Here is a 9,442-nt window from a genome sequence, read left to right on the forward strand (position 1 = left end):
CCCGTTCGGGTGGTCGGCACCGGCTTTCGCGTGTCCGTGAGGCGCCCTTGACGGCCCCCTGGTGTGACATGAGCCTGGCAACCTGGTCCGCGCTGTGGCGGACCACCACGAGGGGGGTTCATGAGACACCCAGTGAGATCGATCCTCGCCGCCGGAGCCCTGCTGGCGGGCACGGCGGCCCTCGGGCCCGTACCGGCCCAGGCCCACGCCGCGAGCCCCGCGAAGACGGACCGCGCCGCCGAGGTCAAGGTCTTCCGCGCCGAGGTGACCCGGGCCCAGTTGCCCCTGCTGGTCGCGGCGGGCCAGGACGGCCGTGAACTCGAGGCACAGGCGGCCGGAGCGGGCCGCAGCACCGTCGAGGTGTACCTCACCGACCGCCAGGCCGGGCAACTGCGCGCCCAGGGCGTCCGCCTCACCGAGCACGAACTGCCGAAGGCCGCGGACAAGCGGATCGCGGCCGCCGCACAGGGCGTCTTCCGCCCCTACAGCGGCAGCGGCGGCCTCCGGGAGGAGCTGCTGCGCACGGCGCGCGAGCACCCGGACCTCGCCAAGGTCGAGTCCATCGGCCGCACCGTCCAGGGCAAGGACATCCTCGCGCTCAAGCTGACCAAGGACGCCAGGCGCTCGAAGGACGGCGCCAGGCCCGCCGTGCTCTACCTGTCCAACCAGCACGCGCGCGAGTGGATCACCCCTGAGATGACCCGGCGCCTGATGCACCACTACCTGGACAACTACCGCTCGGACAAACGGATCAGAAAGATCGTCGACACCACCGAGCTGTGGTTCGTCCTCTCCGCCAACCCCGACGGCTACGACTACACCTTCCGCGGCGACGACACCCGCCTGTGGCGCAAGAACCTGCGCGACCTCAACGGCGACGGCGTGATCGGCGCGGGCGACGGCGTCGACCTCAACCGCAACTTCCCCTACAAGTGGGGCTACGACGACGAGGGTTCGTCCCCCAGCCCCGCCTCCGAGACCTACCGGGGCCCCGCCCCCGCCTCCGAGCCCGAGACGAAGGCGCTCGACGCGTTCGAGAAGCGGATCGGCTTCAGATACGCCGTCAACTACCACTCCGCCGCCGAACTCCTCCTCTACGGCATCGGCTGGCAGGTGGCCACGCCCAGCCCCGACGACGTCCTCTACAAGGCGCTGGCCGGTACCCCGGAGCACTCCGCGATTCCCGGCTACCGCCCGCAGATCTCCTCGGAGCTGTACACCACCAACGGCGAGGCGGACGGGCACGCCGCGAACGTCAACGGCATGGCGATGTTCACTCCCGAGATGTCCACCTGCCAGACGGCCTCGGAGTCCGACCCGGACGACGCGTGGAACCCGGACGACTGCCGGTCGGTGTTCAGCTTCCCCGACGACGAGCGGCTGATCCAGCGGGAGTTCGAGAAGAACGTCCCCTTCGCGCTGTCCGTCGCCGAGACCGCCGCGCACCCCGACCGCCCCTCCTCGTCGGTCGGCCTGAGCGCGGCCGACTTCACCCCGGCCCCCTTCACCACCTCGTACGCGCGCGGCACCGGCCAGGAGGTCTCCGTCGTCGCGCGCAAGGCGGTTCGCGACAAGCGGCTCGAGTACCGCGTCAACGGCGGCCGTACGCACCAGCGGACCCTGCGCGCCTGGAAGGGCGGCGAGCGGTACGGCGGCGCCGACCACCTCTACTTCGACGAGTACCGCGCCGAGGTGCCGGAGGGCAGGCCCGGCGACCGGGTCCAGGTGTGGTTCAGCGGCAAGGGGAAGAGCGGCGCCGAGACCGCCAGCACCCCCTTCACGTACACCGTCGAGAAGCGCCCCGCCGCCGACACCCTCGTCGTCGCCGAGGAGGGCGCGAAGGCCGCGCGGGCCACCGCCTACACGGACGCGCTGCGGGCGGCCGGACACCAGGCCCTGGTGTGGGACACCGCGAGCCGGGGAACCCCGGACGCGCTCGGCGTCCTCGGCCACTTCCGCACGGTCGTGCACTACGCGGGCCCCGGCGGACCCGGCAACGCCGTCCAGCTCCAGTTGCGCGCCTACCTCAACGAGGGCGGCCGGCTGATCGAGGCGGGGGAGACCGCCGGAGGCAGCGTCGACCTCGGCGGCGGCAACCGCTCGAACGACTTCAGCCAGTACTGGCTGGGCGCCTACAGCCGCACCTCCGTCAAGGGCGTCAGCGCCCTCACCGGCTCCGGCGCCCTCTCCGGGGTCTCCGCCGCTCTCGGCGACGTGCCCGGCGACCCGCTCGACGCGGCCGGTGCCTACGGGGTCACCTCCGACGAGCTTCCCGTCGCCGCTTACCCGCAGTTCAAGAGCGCGGGCGCGGGTGCCTTCGCCGGAGCCCCCACGCCGTACGGCCCGTACTCGGGCTCGTACATGGCCGCCGCCGTCCACACCGACGACGCCTACAAGCGCCTCACCCGCACCGTCGACCTCACCGGTGTCAGCGCCGCCGACAAGCCCGCGCTGAGCACCCGGCTGCTGTGGGACACCGAGCCCGGCTACGACCACGCGATCGTCGAGGTCCACACCGTGGGCGCCGACGACTGGACGACGCTGCCCGAGGCGGGCGGCGCGACCGGCACCGCCGTGCCCGAGGAGTGCGGAGCCGGGTTCCTGATCGGCGAGCACCCCTGGCTGCGGCACTATCTGACGCTCTCCGGCGGCACCTGCGCCGCGACCGGCACCACCGGCGCCTGGCACAGCCTCACCGGCGCCTCGGCGGGCTGGCAGCACACGCAGTTCGACCTGAGCGCCTACGCGGGCCGGAACATCGAGGTGTCCGTCTCCTACGTCACCGACCCCGGCACCGGCGGGCACGGCGTCCTCGTGGACGACGCCTCGCTCGTCGTCGGCGGCACGGCACGGGACACCGAGGGCTTCGAGACCTCCCTCGGTCCCTGGCGTGCGGCCGGACCCCCGCCCGGCAGCCCCGGCGTGCTGAAGGACTGGACGCGCACGGGCGCCCTCTTCCGCACCTACGGAGCGGTCACCACCCGCGACACGGTGCTGCTCGGTTTCGGCCTGGACCAGGTGTCCTCGGCGGCCGACCGGACCGCGCTGACGCGCAAGGCGCTGGCCGCGCTCGGCAGATGAGGGAGGCCGCCGCTCACAGGTGAGCGAGACCCCTACTCAACGGTGCGCGGAAGCACCCGACATCAGGTGAGCCGACACCCTCACGAACGAGTGAAATACCCGCTCGCGACGGCGGTCAGTCCCTGACAAAAAGGAGTGAAACGACCGCCGTTCCGGGCTGGTCCGTACCCTACTGACGGGTAAGGAAGACCTGCCCGTGTATGCGCCATCTCGATGTCACCCCGGGAGCCGCGGAGAGGTAGGGTCGGGGGTGGTCGGGGACATCCCAAATACAGCTCGCCGGCACCGCATAAGCCGGCGTACCAACGAGGAGATCGGTTCGTGACGATCCGCGTAGGCATCAACGGCTTCGGCCGCATCGGGCGTAACTACTTCCGCGCACTGCTGGAGCAGGGTGCGGACATCGAGGTTGTGGCTGTCAACGACCTGGGTGACACCGCGACCACGGCGCACCTGCTGAAGTACGACACCATCCTGGGCCGCCTCAAGGCCGAGGTCACGCACACCGCCGACACCATCACGGTCGACGGCCACACCATCAAGGTGCTCTCCGAGCGCAACCCCGCCGACATCCCGTGGGGCGAGTTGGGCGTCGACGTCGTCATCGAGTCGACCGGCATCTTCACCAAGCGCGACGACGCCGCCAAGCACCTCGCCGGCGGCGCCAAGAAGGTCCTCATCTCGGCTCCGGCCAAGGACGAGGACATCACCATCGTCATGGGCGTCAACCAGGACAAGTACAACCCGGAGACGGACCACGTCATCTCCAACGCCTCGTGTACCACCAACTGCGTGGCGCCGATGGCCAAGGTCCTGGACGAGAACTTCGGCATCGTCAGCGGCCTGATGACGACGGTGCACGCGTACACCAACGACCAGCGCATCCTTGACTTCCCGCACAAGGACCTGCGCCGCGCCCGCGCCGCCGCCGAGAACATCATCCCGACCACCACCGGTGCCGCCAAGGCCACCGCGCTGGTCCTGCCGCAGCTCAAGGGCAAGCTCGACGGCATCGCGATGCGCGTCCCGGTCCCGACCGGCTCGGCCACCGACCTGGTCGTGGAGCTGCAGCGCGAGGTCACCAAGGACGAGGTCAACGCCGCGTTCAAGAAGGCCTCCGAGGACGGCTCCCTCAAGGGCTACCTGTCCTACACCGAGGACGAGATCGTCTCCTCCGACATCGTCGGCGACCCGTCCTCCTGCACCTTCGACTCCTCCCTGACCATGGTGCAGGACGGCAACACGGTGAAGATCCTCGGCTGGTACGACAACGAGTGGGGTTACTCCAACCGCCTCGTGGACCTCACGGTCTTCGTCGGCGAGCAGCTCTGAACGACCCCAGCAGGACCTTGAAGTGAGAGCAGGGCCCGGGCAGCGCACGGCCGCGCTGACCGGGCCCTGTCTCACGCATGGACCACGCCCTCTTACGATCGGGGGCATCACGAGCCCTCCTCAGGAGTCCACTCAATGAAGACGATCGACGAACTTCTCGCCGACGGCGTGAGCGGCAAGCGGGTCTTCGTCCGCGCCGACCTCAACGTGCCGCTGGCCGACGGGACCATCACCGACGACGGCCGCATCCGCGCCGTCCTGCCCACCGTCAAGGCCCTCGCGGACGCGGGCGCCAAGGTGGTCGTCGCCTCCCACCTGGGCCGCCCCAAGGGCGCCCCGGACCCGGCCTTCTCACTGCTGCCCGCCGCCGAGCGTCTCGGTGAACTCCTCGGCGCCCCGGTCGCCTTCGCCCAGGACACCGTCGGCCCCGCCGCCCACGCCGCCGTCGACGGGCTGGAGCCCGGCCAGGTCGCCGTCATCGAGAACCTGCGCTTCAACCCCGGCGAGACCTCCAAGGACGACGCGGAGCGCGCCGAGTTCGCGGACCGGCTCGCCGCGCTCGCTGACGTGTACGTGGGCGACGGCTTCGGCGCCGTGCACCGCAAGCACGCCTCCGTCTACGACCTCCCGGCCCGGCTGCCGCACTACGCCGGTTACCTGATCGCCCGCGAGGTCGGCGTCCTGAAGAAGCTCACCGACGACGTCAGGCGCCCCTACGTCGTCGTGCTCGGCGGCGCCAAGGTCTCCGACAAGCTGGCCGTCATCGACCAGCTCCTCGGCAAGGCCGACCGGCTGCTCATCGGCGGCGGCATGGCCTACACCTTCCTCAAGGCGCAGGGCCACGAGGTCGGCATCTCCCTCCTCCAGGAGGACCAGATCCCGGCGGTCAGGGAGTACATGGAGCGCGCCGAGAAGAACGGCGTCGAGCTGGTCCTGCCCGTCGACGTCCTGGTCTCCCCGGAGTTCCCGGACCTGAAGACCAAGGCGCCCTCGCGGCACACCGTGGTCGACGCGGACAAGATCCCCGCCGACCAGGAGGGCCTGGACATCGGCCCGAAGACCCGCGAGCTGTACGCCTCGAAGCTCGCCGACGCCGAGACCGTCTTCTGGAACGGTCCGATGGGCGTCTTCGAGCACCCCGACTACGCCGAGGGCACCAAGGCGGTCGCCCAGGCCCTCGTAGACTCCGACGGCTTCACCGTCGTCGGTGGCGGTGACTCCGCCGCCGCGGTGCGTACGCTCGGTTTCGACGAGAACGCATTCGGCCACATCTCGACCGGTGGCGGCGCCTCCCTCGAGTACCTCGAGGGCAAGACGCTCCCCGGCCTCGCCGCACTGGAGGACTGACCCCGCATGACCACTCGCACGCCGATCATGGCGGGCAACTGGAAGATGAACCTCAACCACCTCGAGGCCATCGCGCACGTCCAGAAGCTCGCCTTCGCCCTGGCCGACAAGGACTACGACGCGGTCGAGGTGGCCGTGCTGCCGCCCTTCACCGACCTGCGCTCGGTGCAGACCCTGGTCGACGGCGACAAGCTGAAGATCAGGTACGGCGCCCAGGACGTCTCCGAGCACGACTCCGGTGCCTACACCGGCGAGATCTCCGGCTCGATGCTGGCCAAGCTCAAGTGCTCCTACGTGCTCGCCGGCCACTCCGAGCGCCGCCAGTACCACCACGAGACCGACGAGATCGTCAACGGCAAGGTCAAGGCCGCCTTCCGGCACGGTCTCACCCCGATCCTGTGCGTCGGCGAGGAGCTGGACGTCCGCGAGGCGGGCGACCACGTCGCCCACACCCTCCGCCAGGTCGAGGGCGGCCTGAAGGACGTCCCGGCCGACCAGGCCGAGAACGTCGTGATCGCCTACGAGCCCGTGTGGGCCATCGGCACCGGCAAGGTCTGCGGCTCCGACGACGCGCAGGAGGTCTGCGGCGCGATCCGGGGCAAGCTCGCCGAGCTGTACTCCCAGGAGGTCGCCGACAAGATCCGCATCCAGTACGGCGGCTCCGTGAAGGCGGCCAACGTGGCCGAGATCATGGCGAAGCCGGACATCGACGGCGCCCTGGTCGGCGGCGCCTCGCTGGACGCGGACGAGTTCGTCAGGATCGTGCGCTTCCGCGACCAGTGACCGGTCGCGGTCGACGACCGTGATCATCGGTCGTGATCAAGGCCGTGAGTAGGCGGTAGCGGCGATACGTCGTACCCTTGCGAGGGGCATGGCCAGGGTGCCGTGCCCCGTCGTCCATCCGAATCCGAGGAAGTTGGTCCAGCCGTGGTTTTGGGGTTCTCGATCGCCCTGATCGTCTTCAGCCTGCTGCTGATGCTGCTGGTGCTGATGCACAAGGGGAAGGGCGGCGGCCTCTCCGACATGTTCGGTGGCGGCATGCAGTCCTCCGTCGGCGGCTCCTCGGTCGCCGAGCGCAACCTCGACCGCATCACCATCGTGATCGGTCTGCTGTGGTTCGCGTGCATCATCGTCCTCGGCATCCTGATGAAGTCGAACGCCTGACGCGCACGTCCGCGCCGTACAACTCGATACATCCCGTACGTAAAGCCCCATGTTCGGTACGCGCTCCACGGCGCGGCCTATCATGGGGCTTGCGTCTGGGCGGGGACCGTACCTCCCATCACTGGACGTGCGTTGGGCCTTACGTAGACTGAGGCGCTCGCGGCGAAGCGAAAGGCCGACCTGCTTCGCGGCACCATCACGCAGGGAGTTACGACCGTGGCAAGTGGCAACGCGATCCGAGGAAGCCGGGTCGGGGCGGGGCCGATGGGCGAGGCAGAGCGCGGGGAGTCCGCTCCGCGGCTGCGCATCTCCTTCTGGTGCTCCAACGGGCACGAGACCCAGCCGAGCTTCGCCAGCGACGCGCAGGTCCCCGACACCTGGGACTGCCCGCGCTGCGGCTTCCCGGCCGGTCAGGACCGGGACAACCCGCCGGACCCGCCGCGCACCGAGCCCTACAAGACGCACCTGGCCTATGTCCGGGAGCGGCGCAGCGACGCGGACGGCGAGGCGATCCTCGCCGAGGCGCTCGCCAAACTGCGGGGCGAGATCTAGCAGTTCACACCGGCCGGGCGCCCTGGGGCACCCGGCCGGAGCCGTACCACCCGGCGGTCAGGACCCGTTGTCAGTGGTGCCCGCTACGGTTCACGCGTCGATGGAACGTGCGTCGACGGGGACCACGAGGGGGGACGGATGACCGGGGCCGCGGCAACGGAGGAGCGGGCGCCCGCGTGGCGCGGGGGGTTCGGGCGGCTGTGGACGGCCGCGATCGTCTCCCGCGTCGGTGACGCGCTGCGCACGGTCGCACTGCCCCTGCTCGCCGTGCGCCTGACGGACGATCCGCTCGCGGTCGCCGCCGTCAGCGCCTGCGGCTATGTGCCCTGGCTGCTCTTCGGACTGCTCGGCGGGGCGATCGCCGACCGGGTCGACCAGCGCCGGGCCATGTGGTCGGTCGACCTCTTACGCGCCCTGCTGGTCGCCGCCTTCGCCCTCGCCGTCGGCCTGGGGCACACCTCGCTCCCGCTGCTGATCGCCCTGGCCTTCTGTCTGACCGCCCTTCAGACGCTCTTCGACAACGCCGCCACGGCCCTGCTGCCCTCCTTGGTCCGGCCGGCCGAGCTGGGCGCCGCCAACGCCCGGCTGATGACCGGTCAGCAGCTGGCCGGGGGGCTGCTCACCGGGCCGTTCGTGCCCCTGCTGTTCGCGGCCGGGGCCTCGATGCCCTTCGCGGCCGACGCGGGCACCTTCCTGGCCGCCGCCGCGCTCGTGGCCTCCCTGCGCACGGCGCCCCCGGACCGCGCGCCCCGGCCGCAGGGGAGCACCCTGCGTGCCGAGACCGCCGAGGGGCTGCGCACGCTGTGGCGCGATCCCGCGCTGCGCGCCTGCTGCGTGGCGACCCTGCTGTGCAACGTCGGCATGGGCGGCCTCATCGCCACCCTCGTCCTGCACGTCACCGGCTGGCTGCACGCGGGCAACTCCGGCTACGCGGCCGCCATGTCGGTGTACGCCGCCGGAAGCATCGCCGGAGGCTTCCTGGCGCAGTGGATCGCCCGCCGCACCGGGCGCGTGCGGGCCCTGCTCCTCGGCGGCACCGCGCAGACCGCCGCGCTCCTCGTCATGGGCTCGGTACGCCACCTGTCCGCGCTCCTCGCCGCGATGGCCGTGCTCGGCGCCATGGGCATGGTGTGGAACGTGAACCAGAGGACGCTGATGCAGCAGCGGGCCCCCGCGTCCATGACCGGCCGGGTCTCGGCCGCGTTCCGTACCGCCTCCGTCGCCGGGGCGCCGCTCGGCGCGCTGCTCGCCGGGGGCGCCGCACGGCTCCTCGGACTCCAGGCCCCGGCCCTGCTCGCGGGAGCCCTCTTCGCCCTGGCCGTCGTCTCGCTGATACCGGCGCGGCGCGCGGACGTACCAGTGGTCACGACGCGGGGGGACGCGGCCACCGTCCCTTCCGCCCGCTGATCAACTAGGTTGGTTCCGCCGCCGGGCAAGGTACGCGGCAGGACAGGCCCAGGAAGGAAGGCTGAAGTCGGAGATGAACGCAGACGGCCGTACCAGGCTCAACCAGTTGCCCGAGTGGAACGCCCTCGCCCGGCACCGCGAGGACGTCGCCGGCACCAGCCTGCGGGAGTTGTTCGCCGCCGATCCCGGACGCGGCACCGGATACACCGTCCAGGCCGGTGACCTCTACATCGACTACAGCAAGCATCTGGTGACGGACGAGACGCTCGCGCTGCTCCAGGAGCTGGCGACGGCCACGGACGTGTTCGGGCTGCGGGACGCGATGTTCCGTGGTGAGCGGATCAACGTGACCGAGGACCGTGCGGTCCTGCACACCGCGCTGCGGGCGCCGCGTGATGCGGTGATCGAGGTGGACGGCGAGAACGTCGTCCCCGCCGTGCACGCCGTGCTGGACAAGATGGCCGCTTTCGCCGACCGGGTGCGCTCGGGCGAGTGGACCGGTCACACGGGCAGGCGGATCAGGAATGTCGTGAACATCGGCATCGGCGGCTCGGACCTG

The 9,442-nt window shown here is 70.9% G+C and carries 7 protein-coding genes and 1 pseudogene; all 8 read left to right on the forward strand.

Annotated elements, in window-relative coordinates; translation table 11 throughout:
- The first annotated feature begins 120 nt into the window (after positions 1-120).
- Positions 121-3,081, forward strand: coding sequence for a M14 family zinc carboxypeptidase (locus ACWEEU_RS18430; protein WP_451733508.1), 2,961 nt, complete (start codon positions 121-123; stop codon positions 3,079-3,081).
- A 321-nt stretch (positions 3,082-3,402) separates the two neighbouring features.
- The gene (gene gap / locus ACWEEU_RS18435) at positions 3,403-4,413 is read left to right on the forward strand and encodes a type I glyceraldehyde-3-phosphate dehydrogenase (protein WP_199587434.1); all 1,011 of its coding nucleotides are present in this window, start codon (positions 3,403-3,405) and stop codon (positions 4,411-4,413) included.
- Between the two features lie 135 nt (positions 4,414-4,548).
- Positions 4,549-5,760: a phosphoglycerate kinase gene (locus ACWEEU_RS18440; protein ID WP_385748017.1), complete on the forward strand. Its 1,212-nt coding sequence runs from the start codon at positions 4,549-4,551 to the stop codon at positions 5,758-5,760.
- Positions 5,761-5,766: 6 nt separating this feature from the next.
- Entirely contained in the window at positions 5,767-6,543 is a 777-nt protein-coding gene (gene tpiA, locus ACWEEU_RS18445; protein ID WP_385748019.1) for a triose-phosphate isomerase, read from the forward strand.
- Between the two features lie 144 nt (positions 6,544-6,687).
- Positions 6,688-6,924 carry a preprotein translocase subunit SecG gene (secG, locus tag ACWEEU_RS18450; protein ID WP_161178236.1) on the forward strand — a complete coding sequence of 79 codons (237 nt, stop codon included), beginning with the start codon at positions 6,688-6,690 and terminating at the stop codon, positions 6,922-6,924.
- A 216-nt stretch (positions 6,925-7,140) separates the two neighbouring features.
- Positions 7,141-7,476 carry an RNA polymerase-binding protein RbpA gene (locus ACWEEU_RS18455; RefSeq protein ID WP_003957010.1) on the forward strand — a complete coding sequence of 112 codons (336 nt, stop codon included), beginning with the start codon at positions 7,141-7,143 and terminating at the stop codon, positions 7,474-7,476.
- A gap of 138 nt (positions 7,477-7,614) precedes the next feature.
- On the forward strand, positions 7,615-8,883 hold the full coding sequence (locus tag ACWEEU_RS18460) for an MFS transporter (RefSeq protein ID WP_451733514.1): 1,269 nt from the start codon (positions 7,615-7,617) through the stop codon (positions 8,881-8,883).
- A 73-nt stretch (positions 8,884-8,956) separates the two neighbouring features.
- Positions 8,957-9,442 (forward strand): annotated as a pseudogene (locus tag ACWEEU_RS18465) (glucose-6-phosphate isomerase); the annotation flags it as partial.

The sequence above is a fragment of the Streptomyces sp. NPDC005004 genome (assembly GCF_053600675.1).

Coding starts and splice junctions, on each gene's coding strand:
- ACWEEU_RS18430 (WP_451733508.1), top strand. CDS start 121: ATGAGACACCCAGTGAGATCGATCCTCGCCGCCGGAGCCCTGCTGGCG.
- ACWEEU_RS18440 (WP_385748017.1), top strand. CDS start 4,549: ATGAAGACGATCGACGAACTTCTCGCCGACGGCGTGAGCGGCAAGCGG.
- tpiA (WP_385748019.1), top strand. CDS start 5,767: ATGACCACTCGCACGCCGATCATGGCGGGCAACTGGAAGATGAACCTC.
- ACWEEU_RS18460 (WP_451733514.1), top strand. CDS start 7,615: ATGACCGGGGCCGCGGCAACGGAGGAGCGGGCGCCCGCGTGGCGCGGG.